The sequence below is a fragment of the Sphingomonas sp. Sph1(2015) genome, assembly GCF_001970915.1.
GTDB lineage: Bacteria > Pseudomonadota > Alphaproteobacteria > Sphingomonadales > Sphingomonadaceae > Sphingomonas > Sphingomonas parapaucimobilis.
This window is the reverse complement of record NZ_MQUI01000039.1, coordinates 1-19286: the sequence shown is the minus strand read 5'-3', so window position 1 is coordinate 19286 and position 19286 is coordinate 1. Positions and strand designations below refer to the sequence as shown.

General features: G+C 68.1%; 18 protein-coding genes. 7 read left to right on the top strand and 11 right to left on the bottom strand.

All coding sequences use genetic code 11. The annotated features are described in order from the left end of the window. The first annotated feature begins 26 nt into the window (after nucleotides 1-26). Together BSZ14_RS14335 and BSZ14_RS14330 are read left to right on the top strand one after the other, a co-directional pair. Entirely contained in the window at nucleotides 27-1046 is a 1020-nt protein-coding gene (locus tag BSZ14_RS14335) for a DUF1176 domain-containing protein (RefSeq protein ID WP_158069215.1), read from the top strand. A gap of 11 nt (nucleotides 1047-1057) precedes the next feature. After that, complete coding sequence (locus BSZ14_RS14330) at nucleotides 1058-1678, top strand: YbhB/YbcL family Raf kinase inhibitor-like protein (protein WP_076711435.1); 621 nt, start codon at nucleotides 1058-1060, stop codon at nucleotides 1676-1678. A gap of 359 nt (nucleotides 1679-2037) precedes the next feature. Here the strand turns inward: BSZ14_RS14330 and BSZ14_RS14325 are convergent, their stop codons facing one another. Then, nucleotides 2038-3081 (bottom strand): GGDEF domain-containing protein, encoded by a 1044-nt coding sequence (locus BSZ14_RS14325; RefSeq protein WP_076711434.1) that lies wholly within the window; start codon nucleotides 3079-3081, stop codon nucleotides 2038-2040. Nucleotides 3082-3147: 66 nt separating this feature from the next. Beyond that, complete coding sequence (locus tag BSZ14_RS14320; protein WP_042488123.1) at nucleotides 3148-3681, bottom strand: peroxiredoxin; 534 nt, start codon at nucleotides 3679-3681, stop codon at nucleotides 3148-3150. Between the two features lie 94 nt (nucleotides 3682-3775). Here BSZ14_RS14320 and BSZ14_RS14315 point away from each other — a divergent pair, with 94 nt between their 5' ends. After that, entirely contained in the window at nucleotides 3776-4600 is an 825-nt protein-coding gene (locus BSZ14_RS14315; protein ID WP_076711447.1) for an inositol monophosphatase family protein, read from the top strand. Nucleotides 4601-4731: 131 nt separating this feature from the next. On the opposite strand, the gene mgtE is transcribed toward BSZ14_RS14315, so the two are convergent. Next, nucleotides 4732-6144: a magnesium transporter gene (gene mgtE, locus BSZ14_RS14310; RefSeq protein WP_076711433.1), complete on the bottom strand. Its 1413-nt coding sequence runs from the start codon at nucleotides 6142-6144 to the stop codon at nucleotides 4732-4734. Nucleotides 6145-6261: 117 nt separating this feature from the next. On the opposite strand from mgtE, the gene BSZ14_RS14305 reads away from it, so the two are divergent. Further along, nucleotides 6262-6717, top strand: coding sequence for a peptidylprolyl isomerase (locus BSZ14_RS14305; protein ID WP_042488118.1), 456 nt, complete (start codon nucleotides 6262-6264; stop codon nucleotides 6715-6717). Nucleotides 6718-6930: 213 nt separating this feature from the next. Here BSZ14_RS14305 and BSZ14_RS14300 read toward each other — a convergent pair whose 3' ends face one another. Then, the gene (locus tag BSZ14_RS14300) at nucleotides 6931-7713 is read right to left on the bottom strand and encodes a crotonase/enoyl-CoA hydratase family protein (RefSeq protein ID WP_076711446.1); all 783 of its coding nucleotides are present in this window, start codon (nucleotides 7711-7713) and stop codon (nucleotides 6931-6933) included. Between the two features lie 60 nt (nucleotides 7714-7773). Between BSZ14_RS14300 and BSZ14_RS14295 the strand changes: the two genes are divergently transcribed. Both BSZ14_RS14295 and BSZ14_RS14290 read left to right on the top strand, forming a co-directional pair. After that, on the top strand, nucleotides 7774-8184 hold the full coding sequence (locus tag BSZ14_RS14295) for a PaaI family thioesterase (RefSeq protein ID WP_241823774.1): 411 nt from the start codon (nucleotides 7774-7776) through the stop codon (nucleotides 8182-8184). Further along, the gene (locus BSZ14_RS14290) at nucleotides 8181-8597 is read left to right on the top strand and encodes a PaaI family thioesterase (RefSeq protein WP_241823773.1); all 417 of its coding nucleotides are present in this window, start codon (nucleotides 8181-8183) and stop codon (nucleotides 8595-8597) included. Before BSZ14_RS14295 ends, BSZ14_RS14290 begins: the two co-directional genes overlap by 4 nt. On the opposite strand, the gene BSZ14_RS14285 is transcribed toward BSZ14_RS14290, so the two are convergent. From BSZ14_RS14285 to BSZ14_RS14255, 7 genes are all read right to left on the bottom strand, one after another. Continuing rightward, nucleotides 8576-9325 carry an SGNH/GDSL hydrolase family protein gene (locus BSZ14_RS14285; protein WP_076711431.1) on the bottom strand — a complete coding sequence of 250 codons (750 nt, stop codon included), beginning with the start codon at nucleotides 9323-9325 and terminating at the stop codon, nucleotides 8576-8578. The two genes, BSZ14_RS14290 and BSZ14_RS14285, sit on opposite strands and share 22 nt — an antisense overlap. 5 nt (nucleotides 9326-9330) lie before the next feature. Further along, nucleotides 9331-12777 carry a glycosyl hydrolase 2 galactose-binding domain-containing protein gene (locus BSZ14_RS14280; RefSeq protein WP_241823772.1) on the bottom strand — a complete coding sequence of 1149 codons (3447 nt, stop codon included), beginning with the start codon at nucleotides 12775-12777 and terminating at the stop codon, nucleotides 9331-9333. Nucleotides 12778-12969: 192 nt separating this feature from the next. Beyond that, nucleotides 12970-14217 (bottom strand): adenosylmethionine--8-amino-7-oxononanoate transaminase, encoded by a 1248-nt coding sequence (locus BSZ14_RS14275; protein ID WP_076711429.1) that lies wholly within the window; start codon nucleotides 14215-14217, stop codon nucleotides 12970-12972. Beyond that, on the bottom strand, nucleotides 14214-14834 hold the full coding sequence (gene bioD / locus BSZ14_RS14270; protein ID WP_076711428.1) for a dethiobiotin synthase: 621 nt from the start codon (nucleotides 14832-14834) through the stop codon (nucleotides 14214-14216). Before bioD ends, BSZ14_RS14275 begins: the two co-directional genes overlap by 4 nt. After that, the gene (locus BSZ14_RS14265; protein WP_076711427.1) at nucleotides 14831-15940 is read right to left on the bottom strand and encodes an 8-amino-7-oxononanoate synthase; all 1110 of its coding nucleotides are present in this window, start codon (nucleotides 15938-15940) and stop codon (nucleotides 14831-14833) included. The genes bioD and BSZ14_RS14265 overlap by 4 nt, the downstream gene beginning before the upstream one ends. Before the next feature lie 163 nt (nucleotides 15941-16103). Then, nucleotides 16104-16832: a class I SAM-dependent methyltransferase gene (locus BSZ14_RS14260; protein ID WP_076711426.1), complete on the bottom strand. Its 729-nt coding sequence runs from the start codon at nucleotides 16830-16832 to the stop codon at nucleotides 16104-16106. Nucleotides 16833-16836: 4 nt separating this feature from the next. Continuing rightward, complete coding sequence (locus BSZ14_RS14255; RefSeq protein WP_042487054.1) at nucleotides 16837-17220, bottom strand: GtrA family protein; 384 nt, start codon at nucleotides 17218-17220, stop codon at nucleotides 16837-16839. A 119-nt stretch (nucleotides 17221-17339) separates the two neighbouring features. Between BSZ14_RS14255 and BSZ14_RS14250 the strand changes: the two genes are divergently transcribed. After that, entirely contained in the window at nucleotides 17340-19109 is a 1770-nt protein-coding gene (locus tag BSZ14_RS14250; RefSeq protein WP_076711425.1) for a hypothetical protein, read from the top strand. Nucleotides 19110-19286: the final 177 nt, after the last annotated feature.

Here is a 19286-nt window from a genome sequence, read left to right as displayed (position 1 = left end):
CAAGGGGTTGATCGGGTATGATTCGCATGAGCCTTGCCATGAGCATGGCGCTGGTCGCCACGGCGGCGACCGCCGCCACGCCGGACACGCCCAAGCCGGGCAAGCTGAAGCTGTTCCGCAACTGGATCGTCGCCTGCGACAATGGCCGGGCCTGTGGGGCGGCCTCGCTGGCGGCCGAGGAATCGGCGCTTCAGGATGTCGGGCTGATCGTCGCGCGCGATGCCGGCGGCCGGGTGACGGTGCGTATCCGCGACATGACCGGCAAGGCCAAGACGGCCAGCGTCCGGGTCGATGGCCGGACCATCGCCTCCACCCCGCTCGACCGTGATGGTGAGGGCGAGTGGCAGGGTGCCTCCGCCAGCGCGCTTGTCGCGGCCATTGCCAGGGGCCAGCGCGCCACGCTGCTGACGCCGAGCGCGCACCCGCTTGCGCTGGCGGGCGCATCGGCCGCCTTTCGCTATATGGACGATCGGCAGGGACGCGCGGGCACGACCTCCGCGCTGATCGCCCGGGGGGCCAAACGCCATCGTGCCACCTCGCCCGCGCTGCCCATGGTTCAGGTCGTCACCCCGCCGCCCGGTGCCGCCCCCGTCATTCCCGCCTCGGCGATCAGCGAGGCCCGGCGGCGCTACCGCTGCGCGACCGACGATGGCAGCCCGTTCAGCGCCGACGCCCACCGGCTCGACCGGCGCAGCACGCTGGTGCTGATGTCCTGCGGTGCGGGGGCGTATAATTATCTGGTCAAGCCACTGATCTGGCGCGACGGACGGTTGAGCCCCGCGACCTTCGACTTCGCCTATCCATTCGGTGAGCGGCCCGAACCGGGCCAGCCCCAGGTCCTGGTCAATGTCGACTGGTCGCGCGACGGCCGCCTGTCGAGCTGGGGCAAGGGCCGGGGGCTGGGCGATTGCGGCGATGCGCAGCAATTCGGTTGGGACGGCACCCGTTTCCGCCTGCTCCGGGCCGCGCAGATGACCGAATGCCGGGGCGCGATCGACACGCTGACCGTCTGGCGCGCGCGGGCCGTCCCCGTGAAACCGCGATAGAGGAGACAAGGATGCTCGAACATTTGCCCGCCTGGTTGGGCAAGGCGATGAGCGGCTGGCGCGCCGGGGTGGAATCGATCGCGGTCGTCCGACCCGAACTGGCGCCGCCCGCCGCGATGCCGCTCAACAGCCCGGCCTTTGGCGACATGGCGCGGCTGCCCGAGCGCTTCACCGCCGATGGCGAGGGGGTGTCGCCGCCGCTCTATTGGGGCGATCCGCCCGAGGGCACGGCGATGCTGGCGCTGATCGTCGAGGATGCCGACGCCCCGACGCCGCAGCCTCTGGTCCATGCCATCATCTGGAACCTGCCACCGCGCGCAGGCGAACTGGCCGAGGGCGCGGTCGTCGCGGATGGCGCGGGCACGCCCGAAGGGGGCGATGTCGGGCGCAATTCCTATCTCAGTGAAGGCTGGCTGCCGCCCGATCCGCCGCGCGGCCATGGCGAGCATCGTTATGTCTTCCAGCTGTTCGCGCTGGATGCGGTGGTCGATATCGGCGGACAGACGCCGGGTCGCGGCGCGATGGTCGAGGCGATGGCGGGACATGTGCTGGCCGCCGGGGTGCTGACGGGCACCTATTCGCGCGAGGAGGAAGTGCCGGTCGGCCCGGTGGGGGCAGGCGCGGTCGCCTGATGCGGGCAAGAAGGACGGCCGGGTGTCAGAATGGCATGGCCCGGCCGCCAGAGGGGTAAGGCGCGATCACGCTCAGGCGATCGGAAAGATCGGCGCGGCGCTGGTGATGGCGAGACCGGCAAAGACGAAAGCGCCGAGAACCGAGACGAGGATCTGGCGGGTCTGGAACGAAGCGAACATGGTGGAACTCCCTGATTTGACCGCCGGTCGGACCATCCGACCGGCGATACCAAGGACATTGCAGAGAGCGTGCCAATTTTAAGAACGGCGGATTTCCGTGGTTTTTTGGAAAGCCTCTTGTCGTCTTGGGAAATTCCGCCACGAGCCGACGGGATTTCCCGCCATCCGATGGCGAAAAATCAGGCGTCGTTGCAGGCGCGGTCGCGACCTTCCTTTTTCGCGCGATAAAGAAGCGCATCGGCGCGCGCGAACAGCGTCTCCTGCGTGTCCTCGGGGTTCAGCGCGGTGATCCCGGCGGAGAAGGTGACTTCACCGACCGGCTCGCCCGTCTCGCGCACGCGCATCCGGCGGTTGCGCACCGCATCGCGTGCCCGGTCGACCAGCGCCGCCGCCTGCCTGGCCGTCAGGCCGGACATGAGGATCGCGAATTCCTCGCCGCCATGACGACAGACCAGATGCCCCTGGCATTCCTCGGCCAGGATCTTGCCGATCGAGTGCAGCACGCGGTCGCCCGTGGCGTGACCCAGCTCGTCATTGATCCGCTTGAACCGGTCGACATCGCACAGCGCCAGATGGCAGCTGTCCGATCCCTGGAAACACTGGCCCAGCGCCTCGGAAAAGGCGAGCCGGTTGGCCAGCCCGGTCAGCGGGTCGCGCCGCGCCGTCGCCCGCGCCTCGGCCAGCTTCTCGCGCAGCGTGTCGGCCTCCGCCGTCGCCTGCTCCAGCCGCTGTTCGGTCGCGTGGATCCGCTCCAGCATCTCGCCGGTCAGCGTCGCCAGCGTCGGCAGGTCGATCTCTTCGCGGTTCATCTCCGCCACGTTGCGCGCCAGATTGGCCCCGAAGGCCGATGTATCCTCCTGGAAGGTGCGCATCACCGACATGAACGCCGTGACCTGATTCTCGGTCTGCTCGGCCAGCGCGTCCGACCGCGCCTCCGCCTCGGGCGGGGCGACCCGGTCAACCGCCGATTCGCGGACCGCCGGTTCGGCGGCATCCGGCTCGGGCATGGGCCGCGACGCCCCCGCCGGACCACCCAGACGGACGATATCGTCCTGGTGCAGGCGAACGCCGCCATCGATCAGCGATTCGACCGCACGCGCCAGGCTGCCTTTGGGATTGGTCAGGATCGCATGGACAAAGGCGTAATGCGCCGGATCGGGGGAAAGCCGGTGATCCTCCAGAAACTTGCCGATACGTTCATATAGACTGGCAGGCATCGTCATGGCTCGCCGCGGCTCCACATCAGCCGTTTCGCTCCATCCCCTGTAAAGCCCCATGACACGTGCCTGTCAGCGACGGTTTTGCAGTTCGCGTACCGCCGCCAGCGTCGTGGCGACATGCTCGGACGGATTCATGTCGTCATGGACGAAGACGACACGCCCGTCGCGACCGATGACATAGCTGGTGCGCGAGGTGATATCGCGCCCTTCCATCTGGCGGCCAAGCGCGACGTCATAGCCCTTGACGATCGCGGGACCGGCGCTGGCGACCGGGAACTTGCCCGCGCATTCGGCCTTGGAAAAGGCGGCAAGCTTGTCGACCGGGTCGGCCGACATGCCGATCACGCGCGCCCCGGCGGCGCGGAAGGCGTCGATCTTCTCGGCAAAGGCGCGCGCCTCGGCGCTGCACCCGCTGGTGAAGGCGGCGGGGAAGAAATACAGGACGACCGGGCCGTGGCGCAGCTGTTCCTTCAGATGCAGCGTAAAGACCTTGCCCGCCACCGCGCCGCGCGTGGTGAAGTCGGGGGCCGGGGCACCGGGACGCAGGGCCGCTGCGGCCGGTACTGCCGCCATCGCCAGGAGAAAGCCCAACACTGCCCTCATCGCCCCATTCCTTATATTAAGATAGTTAACGCCTATCCTGTCGCGATCATGGCGTCCATTGCTGATCGCGCAGACCTATCCTATCCGGGTTAATATGTCCGTACATGCCGACGATATTAAGCTGGCCCTTCGTCTTGCCGATGCTGCCGGAGCCGCCATCCGCCCCTATTTCCGCCGCGAAATGGGGCTGGAGATCAAGGAGGACCGCTCGCCCGTGACGCTGGCCGATCGCGAGGCGGAGGCGGCGATGCGCCGCATCCTGGAAGCGGAGCGTTCGGGCGACGGCATTCATGGCGAGGAATATGGCGTCAAGGACGGCGTGACGGGGCGGCAATGGGTGCTCGATCCGATCGACGGCACGCGCAGCTTCACCGTCGGGCGGCCGATCTTCGGCACGCTGATCGCGCTGGTCGACAATGGCTGGCCGGTGCTGGGCATCATCGACCAGCCGATCGCACGCGAGCGCTGGCTGGGCGTGGCGGGGCGGCCGACCCTGTTCAACGGTGAGCCGACACGGACGCGCAGCTGTCGCGACCTGGACGGCGCGACCATCGCGACGACCAGCCCGCATCTGTTCGACGATGCGGACGTGCCGCACTTCATGGCGCTGGTCGCGGCGGTCAGCGGCCAGTCCCCGCGCCAGGGGCCGGTCTATGGCGGCGACTGCTATAATTACGGACTGCTGGCGAGCGGCCATATCGATCTGGTCTGCGAATCGGGGCTGAAGCTGCACGATTTCGCCGCGCTGGTGCCCGTCGTCGAGGGCGCGGGCGGGCGGATGTGCGACTGGAACGGCGATCCGCTGACCGCCGACAGCGCGGGCCATGTGCTGGCGATCGGCGACCCGGCGCGCACCGACGAGGTGCTGGAGGCGCTGCGCAACGTGCCGCACGGGCATGACCACGATCACGATCACTGATCCTCCCCGGCACGGGGAGGGGGACCGCCGCGCAGCGGTGGTGGAGGGGGATCTCCGCCAGGGACATCCTATGAGGAAGCCCCCCTCCACCAGCTTCGCTGGTCCCCCTCCCCTTTCAGGGGAGGAATAGCTTAACCCGTCAGGCCTGCCGCGGTCGCCAGGCCCAGAAACGCCAGGAAGCCGATCGAATCGGTGGTCATCGTGACGAAGACCGACGACGCCACCGCCGGATCGGCGTCGAAACGGTCGAGCGTCACCGGCACCAATACGCCCGCCAGCCCGGCGACCATGATGTTGGTCATCATCGCCGCCGCGATCACCATGCCCAGCGCGGGGTTGCCGAAGACCAGGCTGACGCCCACGCCGATCACCGCCGCGACGGTCAGGCCGTTCATCATCGCCACGCGGATCTCGCGCATGATCGCGCGCGCGGTGTTCGACTGGGTCAGCTGGTTGGTCGCCAGCGCACGCACCGTCACCGCCAGCGTCTGCGTGCCCGCATTGCCGCCGACACCCGCCACGATCGGCATCAGCGTGGCGAGCGCCACCATGCGCGCGATCGTCCCCTCGAACGCGGCGATCACCGAGGAGGCGACCATCGCGGTGATCAGGTTGGCGAGCAGCCAGCGGACGCGGCTCTTGTAGCTGTCGAGGATCGGCTCGTTGATATCGCCCTCGCCCGCACCCGACAGGCGCAGCACGTCCTCGCCCGCCTCCTGCTGGATGATGTGGACGATATCGTCGACGGTGATCATGCCGACCAGTCGTCCGCTGCCATCCACCACGGCGGCGGAGATCAGCGCATATTTCTGGAAGCGCAGCGCGACCTCTTCCTGGTCCATGTCGACCGGGATCAGCGTCTGTTCGCGCTTCATCACGTCGCCGATGGCGATCTGGCCGGCTGCGCGCAGGATCCAGGACAGCTGGCAGGTGCCGATCGGGCGATGGCCGGGATCGACCACGAAGATTTCCCAGAAGTCGGTGGTCAGTTCCTCGTCGTCGCGCAGGAACTCGATCGTCTCGGCCACCGTCCAGTGCTCGGGCACCGCGATCAGCTCGCGCTGCATCAGGCGGCCGGCCGACTCCTCGGGGAAGGACAGCGCCTCTTCGATGGCGGCGCGGTCGTCGGGGTCGAGCGCGCGCAGCACCGCGCGCTGCTCGTCCTCGTCCATGTCCTCGATGATCGCGACCGCGTCGTCCGTGTCGAGTTCCGACGCGATATTGGCGACTTCATGCGGTTCGAGCGCCTGGATCAGCTGCTCGCGCACATAGTCGTTCATCTCGGCGAAGACGTCGCCGTTCAGCAGATCGGTGACCGCGCGCGCCAGGTTGACGCGTTCCTCGTCGCCGACCAGCTCGAACAGGTCGGCGATGTCGGCGGGGTGCAGCGGCTCGACCAGCGCGCGCGCGCCCTCGTCGTCGCCCGCCTCCAGCGCGTCGAGCACGGCCGTCACATATTCGGGCTTCAGCCGGTCGTCCTCGTCCAGCTGGGTTTCGGGCAGCTGGGTCTCGGATTCGAGTTCGGGGAGTTCGGTGTCGCTGATCTCGGCCTCCCTCGATCGATCATGAACGCTGTGTCACGCCTCTAAACTGCGACGGCGGCATTTGCCAGCGGGCACGGGAATGCCTACCTGCGCTTCATCAACCAAGGAAGAACCCTTATGGCCGAGACCTTTTCCAAGCTGACCCTGACGCTCGAGAGCGGCGATGTCGTCATCACCCTGCGCCCCGACCTGGCGCCCGAGCATGTCGCGCGCATCGGCGGCCTTGCCAATGAAGGCTTTTACGACGGCGTCGTGTTCCACCGCGTCATCCCCGGCTTCATGGCACAGGGCGGCGACCCCACCGGCACCGGCATGTCGGGTTCGGACAAGCCCAATCTGAAGCAGGAATTCAACGCCGAGCCGCATGTGCGCGGCACCTGCTCGATGGCGCGGACCAACGATCCGAACTCGGCCAATTCGCAGTTCTTCATCTGCTTCGACGACGCCCGCTTCCTCGACCGCCAGTACACCGTCTGGGGCCAGGTCGAGAGCGGCATGGAGCATGTCGACGCGCTGCCCAAGGGCGAGCCGCCCCGTAACCCGGGCAAGATCATCAAGGCGACCGCGGAGTAATCTTTCCGCGAGAGCTGAAGGAAGGGGGGAGTCTTGCGAGAGGCTCCCCCTTTTTTATGCGCATACGGCCCCCCACAGGCACGCCCCTCCCGCAGGCGGGAGGGGATGGGGGAGGGCAAGCCCCACGCGACAGGCTCTATGAGACCCCATGCCCTCCCCAACCCCTCCCGCCTGCGGGAGGGGCTATCGCTGCGGGTGAGGGAGCGGCACCTCTCAAACGTCGCGAAACACCGGCCGCCGCCGCTCCATGTTCGCGCGCACTGCCTCGCGGAAGTTCGCCCCCTGCATCAGCGCCACCTGCTCGGCACTTTCCATCGCCAGCAATTCCTCCGGCGCAGCCCCCATCGCCCCGAACAGCCGCTTGGCGCTGCGCACCGCATCGGGGCTTCGCCCGGCGATCTTTCGCGCAAGTGCCAGCGCCTCGGCGCGCGGGTCCTCGACCAGCCGGGTGACGAACCCCGCCGACTGCGCCTCGGCCGCATCGAACTCGCGCGCGGTATAGACCCATTCGCGAAGCACATCCTCACGCACCCCGCGCCACAGCGCGAAGCCGCCCATGTCGGGGACGATGCCCCAATGCACCTCGCGAATTGCGAAACGGGTGGCGGGATGCGCCAACCTGATGTCCGCGCCCGCCATGATCTGTGTCGCGCCGCCGAACACCACGCCGTGGACGGCGGCGATCACCGGCACCGCCAGCGTCCGCCAGCCCCAGGCGACCTGCTGCACCAGATTGGCCGGGCCATGCTTGCGCGCCGACAGGTCCAGTCCCGCCAGATCGCCCCCGGCCATCGCCACCATATCCAGCCCCGAGCAGAACCCCTCCCCCTCACCCGACAGCACCACCGCGCGCAGGTCGGCCCGCGACGACAGGGCATCGATCGCCCCGGCGAGCGCGTCGAACATCTTGCCGTCGATGGCGTTCAGCTTTTCCCCACGCGCCAGCCTGACATCGGCCACACCGTCCGTCACCGCGATCGTCACCCGGCCGTCCATATCTCTCTCCTTTTGCGCCAGCGCGTTGGTCGTGTAGACCATGGGCTTATGGGGTTCGATATGGAACGCTTCGTCGCGATGGGCGGCCTGGGTGGCGGGCATGGCCAGCAGCTCGGCATCGCCTATCGCGCGCATGGCGACGACTGGGCCGAGCTGGCGCTGCCCTATGACGTGCGGCTGATCGGCGATCCGGCGAGCGGCGTCATCGCCTCCGGCCCGATCGTCGCGATGATGGACATGGCGACCAGCGTGGCGGTCTGGCTGAAGCGCGGCGTGTTCGAGGCGCATGTGACGCTCGACCTGCGCGTCGACTACCTCCGTCCCGCCGTGCCCGAACGCACCGTGATCGGGCGCGGCGAATGTTACCGGCTGACGCGCAGCATCGCCTTCGTCCGGGGGATCGCGCATGACGGCGACCCCGACGATCCGGTCGCGCATGTCGCGGGCACTTTTATCGGCATGGCCGCATGAACGCGCCCCGGACCGCGATCGGCCAGGCGATGGAACTGCCGCCCTATGCCGAGTGGCTCGGCTGTTCGATCGACTGGGTCGAGGACGCTCCGCAACTCGTCATGCCGTTCGGCGAACATGTCATGGGCTGGCCGGGGCTGCTGCAGGGTGGCGCGATCGCGGGGCTGTTGGAGGTGGCGGGCATCGCCGCGCTCACCCACCGGCTGGCGGGCGAAGGCGCGGCCCGGATCAAGCCGGTGACGATCACGACCAACTATCTGCGCACCGGGCGCGACCGGCATCCGACGCGCGCGGTCGGCGTCATCCTGCGCCTCGGCCAGCGGACCGCCAATGTCGAGGCGGTCGCCTGGCAGGAGGATCGCGACCAGCCGATCGCGACCGCCCGGCTGAATTACCGCATCCTGCGCGGCTGAGGCTTGGCCAGCGCCTGCTTGATCGCGGCATTGGCGACCGGCGCCATCGCGGCATAGCCCGCCGCATTGGGATGCACGCCGTCAAGGCCCCAATCGGGTCTCAGCGCGTCACCGACGTGCAGCACTGACCAGTAATCGGCATAGGTCGCACCGACTCGCTTGGCGTAATCCTTCAACCAGGCATTGAGCGTCGCGATGCGCGGCGCGGTGGCCAGGCCCGGCTTCCACGGAAAATGATCGGCGGGCGGGATCGAGGCCAGGATGACGCGGATGCCATGCGCCTGGGCCAGTTCGACCATCGACATGATATTGCCTTCGACCTGCGCGTCGGTCGTCGGTCCGGTATTGCCCGCAATATCATTGGTGCCCGCCATGATCTGCACGACCGCAGGCTTCAGGTCGATCACGTCCTGCCGAAAGCGCAGCAGCATCTGCGAGGTCGTCTGGCCGCTGATCCCGCGCCCGATCCGGCCGGGGGTGAAGAATTGCGGCATCTTGCCGACCCAACCCTCGGTGATCGAGTCGCCCATGAAGACGATGCGCGGCTGGCCCGCCACCGGCGCTGACAGCTTGGCATTGTCGTCGCGGTAACGCGCCAGATAGGCGAAGTCGTTGTGCAGCCGCTCCTCCCATTCGCGGGTCCAGCGCTGCGAGTCGGTTTCCTTTGGCGCGGTCTGCGCGGCGGCGGGTACGGCGAGGGTCAGCGCGGCGAGCGCGGTCAGGATCATCCGGCTCACGGGCGCAGGTCCGTTGCGGTCGCGGTGACGTTCCAGCCGCGCACATTCACCATCGGCTTGTCCGCCTTGGCCGTGGGATAGCGAATCTCGATCACGCGGGTCTCTCCGGGCATCAGGGTGACGTAATTGTCGCTGAAATAGGCGGGCAGCACCTGCGTGCCGTCGGCGTTCATCACGGTCAGCTTGGTTTCGATCGCGGGGACGGTGCCGCCATTGGTCAGGGAGACGCTGGCCAGCGTCTCCTCACCCTGGGCCTGCGTCGTCGCACTCGCGGTGACGGGCGCCGTCCCCATGGCGGTCAGCGCACGGTAACCCGCATCGTCCGCCGCCTCCCAATAGCTGTTGGTCGACAGCAGCTGCCCGCCCGCATCCATCGCCTCCAGCCGGACCAGCACCGGCCCGCGCTTCATCGCGGGGGCGAGGTCGAGGGTCAGTACAGGCGTCACCCCCTCGGCATTCGCGACGACCTTCGCCTCCTGCTCACTCTCGGACCGGCCATCCAGCCCGACAACCTTCGCGCGCACCTGCACGCCCTTCAGCGCGTCACGGGTGTTGTTGACCAGCACGACGCGGTGGTCGGGCAGGTTCATCTGGACATGGATCGGCTCGGCGGCCTTCTTCACCCCGTAGAAGGCAGCGTGCGTGTCATAGTCGGACGAGAAGATCTGCCATGCCGAGGACGGCCAGGCGGGCTGCGTCATCCACAGCATCCGCCCGGAATTTTCGGTCCACAGGCCCGCATTCATCCCCTCGAAGATGGCGCGGTAGGATTCATACTCCATCATCTGCGCCTTGCGCTCGAAATCCTCCAGCCCGTTGGATGGGCCGAAGCGACGTTCGAGCACGTCCATATAGGTCTTCACCGCGCCGTTCCCGGTCTGGTGCCAGTCATGATAGGCCCAGACATCGCCGATCGGCCAGCGATCCGCCTCGGCCGGGATGGTCCGCTTCCACGATTCCAGCGTCGGCAGCGAGGGCGTGCCGACCTCGACCGAGAAGCCCTTGGCGTGCGTCGTGAAATATTCCACCGGCGGCCGCCAGTTATAGGGGCCGGAGCCTTGCAGGTTCACCGCATTGGACGAGGGCATATAGAGCCGCGTCCCGTCCTCGGCGCGCAGCAGCGTGTCCAGCCCGGTGTTGAGGATCGGCTGCGGCACGCCTTCGTTCCGTCCGAACCAGGCAACGATCGAGGGGTGGTTGCGATAGCGGCGCACCACATCGGCCGCATTGGCGAGGAAGAGTTGCGGGTCCTCGGCCTCCATATTGTAATTCTGGGTCGACTCCCAGAAGTCGGACAGGACCATCAGGCCGTACTCGTCGGCCAGGTCGAAGAAGCTGTCCTCGGTATTCTGACCCACCCAGTTGCGGATGATGTTGAGGTGCGCGTCGCGATGCAGGCGGAAGAACGGCTCCAGATGCGCGCGGTCGACGCGCTTCATGAAATCGTCCATGCCGATATTGCCGCCGCGCGCCGCGATCCGCACGCCGTTGACCCGCAAGGTCATATAGGGAGCGAGGCGCGGATCGTCGGCGACCTTGCTGACCGCCGCCGACTGGTCGCCGCCCGGCGTGAAGCTCATCGCCCAGCCGTTTCCGGTCTTGCGAATGCCCTTGTGACTGGTGTCCACCACCTTCGGCCCGCCGCGCACCCGGTTGAGGTCCAGCGTCACCCGCTCCAGATCACCGTCATCGTCGAACAGCGACAGGTCATAGGTCACCTGCCGCATCCCGAAGCGAAGCGCCTTGCTGTCCGACAATGCGCCATCGACCGCCGCCGTCAGCGCCAGATCGTGCAGCGCCGGGTCGCCGTAACCATTGGGCCACCAGAGACGCGGATTCTTGACCGAAAGCTGCGGGAACTCGGATGGGGACAGGACGGCGCGGATGGTCTGGCCGGGAGCCACCGTCACCGGCTTTTCGACGACCACATCGTCGAACACCGCGCGCACCGTCGTCGTCACCGGCGTCTGGCCGTTATTGGTGACGGGCACCGCGATCTCGACATCGGCGACCGAATTGTCGGGCTTGGGCAGGGTCGTCACGACCTGCGGGTCGCCGATCATCGCCGGGCCGGTCGCGGCCAGCGTCACGCCCTGCCACAGCCCGGTGTTGCGGTCGCGCACGGACGGGATCCAGTCCCATCCTTCCGTCGCGACGAAGGTCGGGCCGTCCATCATCTGGACGCCGCCATTCTCGCCCACGCCCGCCGTCATCGATTCCTCGTGCGCGATGCCCGGATGCGGTGGCGGCGAGACACGCACCGCGACGGCGTTGCGCCCGGCCGCCAGCGTGACGGGGAAGCGACCGCGGATGAAGGCCCCCTTCATCGTGCCCATCATCCGGCCATTGACCCAGACCTCGGCCGAATAATTCACGCCGTTGAAGGTCAGCCACATTTGCCGCCCGGCCGCCTCAGCAGGCGTGTCGAACTCGGTGCGATACCAGTAATCCTGCCGCGCCAGCGTCTCCGGGATCGACAGGTTGTTCAGCCCGACCGCCGGATCGGGATAGACGCCGCGATCGACCAAAGTGGTCAGCACCGTGCCCGGCACGGTCGCGGCATACCATTTGCTCGCGTCGAAATTGCCCTGCGACAGGTCCGCGCCGCCGGGGCCGACCTTGGCCGCCTCGATCAACCGCCAGCCATTGACCACCCATTGGCCGGTCGTGGTGGAGACGAGCGCGGCGTCCTTCGGTTCTGGCTTTGCCGTGCCGCTGGTCGGGATCGGGGCCTTGGACTGGGGCAGCGTCCAGGCGTCCTGCGGTGCCGTCTGCCCCTGCATCTGGTGGGTCTGATAGGGCCAGGTCGGGCTGCCGGTCTGGAGCGCCAGCTTCGCCGGATCGGGGGCGCGGCGGGCGGCGACGCGGAGGGTCAGCGGATCGACCGCCTCGCGCACCATGCGGAAATCGATGACCTTGCCCGCAAAGACCGGCTGGTAATCGCGGGGCGCCAGCGTCGCAACGCCGGTCACCGGCTCCAGCGACAGCCCGCGCTGCACCACCTGTCGACCGTTCACGAACAGCCGGACGATCTTTCCGTCATAGCTGGCGGCGATATAGGTCCATTTGTTGCGGTCGGCGTCGCCGCCGCCTTGGACCACCCCCGCCTCGGTGACGAGCGCGGGCTGGCCATCGACCAGCGCCAGATAGCGGCGCGGCCCCGCCTTGGGGTCGCCGAAGCCGCCGATCAGCATCGTCGTGCCCTTCCCCATGACGCTGCGCGGCTGGACCCAGGCGGACAGCGTCCAATTGGGGGCGGTGACGGCGCTGGGGACGATGGCGCGGGCGTAGGAATCGCCACCGGGCGGCAGGTCGGCGTTGATCGGCCCGAGCGGCGTTGCAGGCGGGCTCACCGGAGCCGTCTGCGCCGCAGCGGCCATCCCCCAGCACAGCGCCGTCACTGATGCCAGAGCCCCCATCGCTCTTGCCGCCGCCACGCTCATGCCTGCTCCTTTTGAATCGTCGCGGGATAAAGCAAATGAAAAGCCCTAAAGTCAAAGGGCACCGCATCTATTCCTCCCCTTTAAGGGGAGGTGGCAGGCCGCAGGCCTGACGGAGGAGTGTCGCGCTATCGAGAGGGGGATACCCCTTCGTCAGGCTTCGCGCGACACCTCCCTTGCAGGGGAGGAATAGGTTCAACCCCCGAAACGCTCGATCGCCTCGCCGATGCCGGTCCAGACTTTACCGAGCTGTTCCGGCGTCATGGAATAAGGCGGCATCACATAGATGGTGTTGCCCATCGGCCGGACGAGCAGGTTGCGCTCCCGGAAATGCGCCAGCAGCCGGGGGGCGAGATCGGACAGATAATCCTGCCCCGCACCCAGCTCGAACGCGGCGATGGTGCCGAGCTGGCGAGGGCTGTGGACCGATGCCTCCCCGCCAATCGTCGCCAAATGCCGCGCCTGCGCCGCCGCCAGCGTATCGATGCGCGCCTGCACGGGCTCGTCGCGCCAGATCGCCAGATTGGCCGCCGCCGCCGCGCAGGCGATCGGGTTGGCGGTATAGCTGGACGAGTGGAAGAACTGTCTGGACCGATCGGTCTGCGACCAATGCGCCTGGAAGATCGGCTCGATCGCCAGCGTCACCGCCAGCGGCACCGCGCCGCCGGTCAGCCCCTTGGACAGGCAGAGAATGTCGGGCACCACCTCCGCCTGCTCGCAGGCGAACAGCGTGCCGGTGCGGCCCCAGCCGGTCATGATCTCGTCGGCGATGAACAACACGCCGTGCCTCGCGCAGATGTCACGCATCGCGGCCAGCGTCTCGGGCGCGTAGAGCAACATGCCGCCCGCGCCGAGCACCAAAGGCTCGACGATGAACGCCGCCGCGCCCGCCCGGCACTCCGCCTCCAACGCGTCGAGCGTGGCCTGCACATCGCTGGGGAAGGGAATGGTGCCGACATCGAAGAGCAGCGGCGCATAGGCCCGGTTGTACACGCCGCGCGCGCCCACCGACATCGCGCCGATCGTATCGCCATGATAGCTGTGTTCGAGAACGAGGATGCGGTGACGCGGCTCGCCCCGGTGGAGCCAGTAACCCAGCGCCATCTTCAGCGCGACCTCGACCGCCGTCGAGCCGGAGTCGGAGAAGAACACCCGCGTCAGCGCGGGCGGGGTGATCCGCACCAGCTCTGCGGCGACCTCTTCGGCGGGTTCGTGGGTCCACCCTGCGAAGATGATCTGGTCGAGCTTGCCTGCCTGTTCGGCGATGGCGGCGCTGATGCGCGGATGGTTGTGGCCGTGCGTCGTCACCCACCAGCTGGAAATGGCGTCGATCACCTCGCGCCCGTCGACCGTGGTCAGGACCGCGCCGCTCGCGGTGGCGACCTTGGGGATCGGTTCGCCCAGGCCATGCTGGGTGAAGGGATGCCAGACCGGCGAGGTCATCGAAAATCCCCGATGTCGAAATTTGTGGCGAAGGCCTGCGCCAGTGTCTCGCGGGTCAGGTTCGCCAGGCGCGGCAGGCGGCCGAGCCGCTTCACCCCGCCGATCGCGGCGATGGTCGCCTCGCTGTCCTCGACCGCCTCGCCGACGAATGCGACGCCCAGGATCGGCACGCCGCGCGACCGCAACGCCTCGATCGACAACAGGCTGTGGTTGATCGTGCCCAGCCCCGTGCGTGCGACCAGCACCACCGGACGGCCCCAATGCGCGAACAGGTCGGCGAACAGCATCTGCCGGGTGACGGGCACCAGCACCCCGCCCGCCCCTTCGCCGACCAGCGGCCCGTCGACCTGCGGCAGGGCAAGGCGGTCGCGGTCGATCGTCACGCCGTCGATCTCGGCGGCCCGGTGCGGCGAGCAGGGGGTCTTCAGCCGATAGGCGGAGGGCAGGACCGGACGGCCGCTCAGGCGTGCCACCGTCTCGGCATCGCCATGCCCCTCCTCGTCGGTGCCCGCCTGCACCGGCTTCCAGTAACTTGCCCCGAGCGCGCCGGTCAGCGCGGCGGAAAAGACGGTCTTGCCGATCTCGGTATCGGTGCCGGTGACGATGATGGCGCTCATGCCAGAACCTCGTGCAAAGCCTGGTCGAGGGCGATGATGTCCGCGTCCCCGACATTGAGGGTGATCGACAGCCGCAGCCGCGCCGCGCCCACCGGCACGGTCGGCGGACGGATGCCGCGAATATCAAAACCGCGCGCCTGCAACGCCTCGGCGGCGCGCATCGTACGAGCATTGTCGTGCAGGATCAGCGGCATGATCGGCGTGCCGTTCGCCAGCGCGCCATGGGGTGCCAGCCGCTCGCTGGCCAGCGCAATCCGCCGGTGGAGCGCCGTCCGCCGCTCGGGCTCATCGGCGAGGATATGCAGGGCTTCGCGCACCCCGCGCGCCATCAGCGGCGAGGGGGCGGTGGAAAAGATGAACCCGCGCCCGCGATTGACCAGATAGTCGCGGACGATCGCAGGTCCTGCGACCAGCGCGCCCTCGCACCCCAGCGCCTTGCCGCAGGTGTGGAGGGTGACGACCCGCTCTCCGGGCGTGGCGAGCCCTTGCCCCCGCTCGCCGAAGACGCCGGTGGCGTGCGCCTCGTCGACGATCAGCATCGCGTCATGCCGCTCGGCCACCGCCATCAGCTCGGCGAGCGGCGCAGTATCGCCGTCCATCGAATAGAGGCTTTCGACCGCGATCCAGACCGTCCCCTTGCCGCCCTGCGCCCGCCATGCGCGGATGGCGTCCTCGAACGCCGCCGGATCGTTATGCGCCGCCGCGACCGATACGGCGCGCGACAGCTTCATCCCCTCATGCATACTGGCATGGACCAGCGCGTCATGGACGATCAGGTCGCCCCGCTGCGGCAGCGTCGCCAGCAGCGTGGCGTTGGCGGTGTAGCCGGAGGAGAAATACAGGCTCGCCTCCGCGCCGAAGAAGGCGGCGGCTTCGGCTTCCAGCGCCTCATGTTCCGGATGGTTGCCGCGCAACAGCCGCGATCCGCCCGAGCCGACGGGGATGCCCTCCGCCACGGCGTCCGCGATGGCGGCGGCGAGGCGCGGATGGCTCGCCAGCCCGAGATAGTCGTTGGAGGCGAAGTCCCTGCCTCGCTGCGGAGCCAGCCCCCGCAATCGGTCCCGCGCGGCCAGTCGGGCCAGATCGGCGCGATGAAAGTCCAGCATGAGGGCTTCCCTAACCGGCTGGGTCTGGGAGCGGAACCGGAATTTGCCAGGGATTCCCTTGGCCTTCGACTTCGCTCAGGCTGAACGGGTGGTGGGGATATGGGCTGGACACCGAACCCCGCTCAGCCTGAGCGAAGTCGAAGGCCACGCCCACACGCCTACCTCAAACAGGCTCCGCCAAGGTCACGATCGAAACCCCCGGCGTCATCGGCACACGCCCGACCAGATGCCGCTCCAACCGGAAGATCGCCTCGAACGCCTTGTTCAGCGGTGCGGGCGGCGGCGAGTCGTCGCTGTCGTCACGCCCCGTGATCCGCCCCGCGATCCGCGCGGCGGCCGCCAGCGGGAAGAGCAGGGAGTTGAAATAACCGAGCTTGCGCGGGCGCAGCCCCGCCTTCTCGATCGCCGACACCAAGGTCCCCTTGGAATAGCGGCGGTGATGGTGGTTCACCACGTCATGCGCCGACCACATCCACTGATGCGCCGGAACCGCGATCAGGATCTTGCCGCCCGGCTTCAGGCACGACTTCATCGCGGCGAGCGCGGCGACGTCGTCCTGGATATGCTCGACCACGTCGAGCACGGCGATCAGGTCATAGGCGCCCCGCTCGATCCCCGGCAGTTCGGGGAGCGGCGCGGCCTGGACCGGCTTGCCCAGCCTTTGCGACGCGATCTCCCGCGCGGCCGGATCGATCTCGATCGCGTCGACCGCACCGAAGCTCGCCAGCATGGGCAGGTTATGCCCGGTGCCGCAGCCGATCTCGAGGATGCGCGCCTCGGCGGGCAGCTTGCCGTAACGGGTCAGGTAATCGGCCAGGATGTCGCGGCGCGCGCGATACCACCAATGGGTGGAATCATGCGCGGCCATGCGGTCGTAAACGATACGGTCCATGAACTTATCCGAAGACCCATTGGCGGTTGAGCGCGAAGGTCGCGATCGGCGTGATCGTGACCACCGGGATCAGCGCGACCCAGGGTGGTTGATGCAGGAGCCCGGTGGCAATCCAGGTGAAGAGCGCATTCAGCACAAGTCCAAAGCCTTGCACCACAAGGAATTTCAGATGCTGCCTGCCGCTGGGGTCGCGGGTGCCGTGGCCGCGGAAGCTCCAGGCGCTGTGCAGGAAAAAACCGAAGATCACCGCCACCAGAAAGGCGGGCGGCACCGCCAGCACGGCCTTGTCGTGCGGCAGGACCCAATAGGTCAGCGGCAGATAGACCGCCGAATAGACGACCGTCGACAAGCCCCCCGCAATGCCGAAGCGGATCAGCTGGCCCAGCATCCCGCTGTCCCGCCACCGCTCGATCCGATGCTGAAGAGTCGCCACGCCGCCGTCTTGCCCTTTACGTCGCCCGCGATAGAGCGGAGCCTGAAGCTCTGCGCCTTAGGCTGCGGGCGGGTATGAGGGAAGCGTCTTTGGAACGTCTGCAGCGTGAGATCGACCGCAACTGGCAACGCTGGGTGCTGGTGGCGTGGGCGGCGATCACCGCCTGGTACATCTATGACCGCTGGGGCCAGATACGCTGGTGGTCGCTGGGCGATACCGACGACAATATGCGGCTGATGCAGGTGCGGGCCTGGATGGCGGGACAGGGCTGGTACGATCTGCGCCAGTATCGGATGAACCCGCCGGTCGGCTTCGACATCCACTGGAGCCGCATCGTCGACCTGCCGATCGCCGGGCTGATCCTGTTTTTCCGCCTGTTCACCACCCCCGCCTGGGCCGAGCGACTCGCCTGCGGCCTGGCGCCGCTGATCCCGCTGTCGATCACCATGACCGCGCTGGCGGTGACGCTGCGGCGGCTGGTCGGAGCGTTGAGCTGGCCGCTGGGCATGGCGCTGCTGCTGTGCGCCCATGCCACGCTGCTGATGTACATGCCGATGCGCATCGACCATCATGGGTGGCAGCTGGCCATGCTGGCGGTCACCGTCGCGGGGCTGTGCGATCCCGCCGCACGGCGCGGCGGGGCGCTGGTCGGGCTGGCGAGCGCGGTGTCGCTGGCGATCGGGCTGGAGATGCTGCCCTATGCCGCGATGGCGGGCGCGATCCTGACGCTGCGCTGGGTCTGGGACCGGGCGGAGGCCGACCGGCTGGCCATCTATGCGCTGACGCTCGGCGGGGGCAGTGCGGCGGGGTTCGCCGCCTTTGCCTCCAACGCCAATTACGCGATGCGCTGCGACGCGCTGACCCCGGTCTGGCTGTCGGTGACGGTGGCGGCGGGGGCGTTGCTGTTCGTGCTGGCGCGGATCAACCCGGCGTCGCGCGGTGCGCGCCTGGGCCTGGCGGTGGTCGCGGGCGCGGTGATCGCGGGCGGTTTCGCCGGCCTGTTTCCGCAATGCCTGACCCGCCCCGAACAGGTCAGCCCGGAATTGCAGCGCAACTGGCTGAACAATGTCCGCGAGGCCAAGCCGATCTACAAGCATCCGCTTCGCGTCGCGCTGCCCATGGCGATCATGCCGGTGATCGGGATGATCGGGGCGATCGTCGCGGCCTGGCGGTGGCGGACGATCGGCTGGACCGCCGTGGCGCTGTTCACGACCTTCGCCTGCCTGATGCTGTTGTGGCAGGCGCGCGCGGCTCCGGCGGCGCAGATGCTGGCGGTGCCGGGCGTCGCGGCGCTGCTGTGGATGGTCCTGCCCTGGCTGGCCCGGCTGCGCTCGCCGCTGCTGCGGGTGCCCGCCATCGTGCTGGCGGTGCTGGTGCCGACGGGGATCGCGGCAAGCTGGGTCGTCACCTATCTGCCCGCCACTCAGCCCAGCGCCTATGCCAACCGGGTCAACCGTGCGACCGGGCAGTGCGTGCGTACCTCGGTGCTGACGCGGGTGAATGCCTATCCCAAGGCAACGGTGTTCACCTTTGTCGACCTGGGGCCGCGGCTGATCGTGACGACCCATCATGACGCGATCGCGGGTCCGTATCACCGCAATGGCGATGCGATCCTGGACGTGCAGCATGCCTTCCAGGGCAGCGAGGCGCAGGCGCGCGCGATCATGAAGCGGCACGGCGCGACGCTGCTGCTGATCTGCCCCGACATGGCCGAGTCGACCAATTACCGCGCGCGGGCGCCGGGAGGTTTTTACGACCGGATGGCGCGCGGCTGGACGCCGAACTGGCTGACCCCGCTGCCGCTGCCCAAGGGGTCGCCGCTCAGGCTGTACCGAATCAGCTGAAATCCGCCGCCACGAAGCAGTGGTGGAGGCGTACCGCCAGCGATGCCCCGGTACCGGAGGACATCGGATTGATCCGCGCCAAGCCCCTCCCCTTCAGGGGAGGGGTTCGGGGTGGGGCCTCACCGCGAGTTTTGCACTTGCGGAAGCGCCCCACCCCCGGCCCCTCCCCTGTAGGGG

What these genes read in the sequence shown, in the direction of transcription:
- bioD (WP_076711428.1), bottom strand. Translation starts at nt 14,834, where the DNA reads ATGAGCGCCATCATCGTCACCGGCACCGATACCGAGATCGGCAAGACC.
- BSZ14_RS14320 (WP_042488123.1), bottom strand. Translation starts at nt 3,681, where the DNA reads ATGAGGGCAGTGTTGGGCTTTCTCCTGGCGATGGCGGCAGTACCGGCC.
- BSZ14_RS14305 (WP_042488118.1), top strand. Translation starts at nt 6,262, where the DNA reads ATGGCCGAGACCTTTTCCAAGCTGACCCTGACGCTCGAGAGCGGCGAT.
- BSZ14_RS14275 (WP_076711429.1), bottom strand. Translation starts at nt 14,217, where the DNA reads ATGACCTCGCCGGTCTGGCATCCCTTCACCCAGCATGGCCTGGGCGAA.
- BSZ14_RS14300 (WP_076711446.1), bottom strand. Translation starts at nt 7,713, where the DNA reads ATGGACGGCCGGGTGACGATCGCGGTGACGGACGGTGTGGCCGATGTC.
- BSZ14_RS14325 (WP_076711434.1), bottom strand. Translation starts at nt 3,081, where the DNA reads ATGACGATGCCTGCCAGTCTATATGAACGTATCGGCAAGTTTCTGGAG.
- BSZ14_RS14330 (WP_076711435.1), top strand. Translation starts at nt 1,058, where the DNA reads ATGCTCGAACATTTGCCCGCCTGGTTGGGCAAGGCGATGAGCGGCTGG.
- BSZ14_RS14280 (WP_241823772.1), bottom strand. Translation starts at nt 12,777, where the DNA reads ATGAGCGTGGCGGCGGCAAGAGCGATGGGGGCTCTGGCATCAGTGACG.
- BSZ14_RS14315 (WP_076711447.1), top strand. Translation starts at nt 3,776, where the DNA reads ATGTCCGTACATGCCGACGATATTAAGCTGGCCCTTCGTCTTGCCGAT.
- BSZ14_RS14265 (WP_076711427.1), bottom strand. Translation starts at nt 15,940, where the DNA reads ATGCTGGACTTTCATCGCGCCGATCTGGCCCGACTGGCCGCGCGGGAC.
- BSZ14_RS14335 (WP_158069215.1), top strand. Translation starts at nt 27, where the DNA reads ATGAGCCTTGCCATGAGCATGGCGCTGGTCGCCACGGCGGCGACCGCC.
- BSZ14_RS14255 (WP_042487054.1), bottom strand. Translation starts at nt 17,220, where the DNA reads ATGCTGGGCCAGCTGATCCGCTTCGGCATTGCGGGGGGCTTGTCGACG.
- BSZ14_RS14260 (WP_076711426.1), bottom strand. Translation starts at nt 16,832, where the DNA reads ATGGACCGTATCGTTTACGACCGCATGGCCGCGCATGATTCCACCCAT.
- BSZ14_RS14295 (WP_241823774.1), top strand. Translation starts at nt 7,774, where the DNA reads ATGGAACGCTTCGTCGCGATGGGCGGCCTGGGTGGCGGGCATGGCCAG.
- BSZ14_RS14290 (WP_241823773.1), top strand. Translation starts at nt 8,181, where the DNA reads ATGAACGCGCCCCGGACCGCGATCGGCCAGGCGATGGAACTGCCGCCC.
- BSZ14_RS14250 (WP_076711425.1), top strand. Translation starts at nt 17,340, where the DNA reads ATGAGGGAAGCGTCTTTGGAACGTCTGCAGCGTGAGATCGACCGCAAC.
- BSZ14_RS14285 (WP_076711431.1), bottom strand. Translation starts at nt 9,325, where the DNA reads ATGATCCTGACCGCGCTCGCCGCGCTGACCCTCGCCGTACCCGCCGCC.